The following is a 331-nucleotide window of genomic DNA, read 5'->3' on the forward strand; positions in this document are numbered from 1 at the left end:
CCGTCCTCGCTCACGAAATTCCGCCGCCAACGCATGGACGACGACAAACTGCTCGACAAACTGCTCGCACACACGGTCGAGGTCGCGAAAGAGATGGGGCTGCTGAAGGGACGGACGCTGATCGTCGATTCGACCCATTCCCGGGCCCGGTACGGGCAGAAGCCGATTGGGCAGGCGATCATCGAGGAGGCGAAGCATCTGCGGCAAGCGTGCTATCAGGCATCGGCCGATGCGAAGGGGCGTTTCCCTGAGAAAGTCGATGAGCACGACATCGACCAGCTGCTCGCCTATGCGCTCGCCGTGGCGGAGACCGTAGAGTCCGAGATGCCCG

1 pseudogene is annotated in these 331 nt (G+C 62.8%); it reads left to right on the plus strand.

Annotated elements, in window-relative coordinates:
- Window positions 1-33 precede the first annotated feature (33 nt).
- Window positions 34-331: pseudogene (locus tag EVJ28_RS14395) on the plus strand (IS5/IS1182 family transposase); the annotation flags it as partial.

Origin of the sequence: Exiguobacterium sp. SH3S3 (assembly GCF_004337115.1) — a bacterium.
Taxonomy (GTDB): domain Bacteria; phylum Bacillota; class Bacilli; order Exiguobacteriales; family Exiguobacteriaceae; genus Exiguobacterium; species Exiguobacterium aurantiacum_A.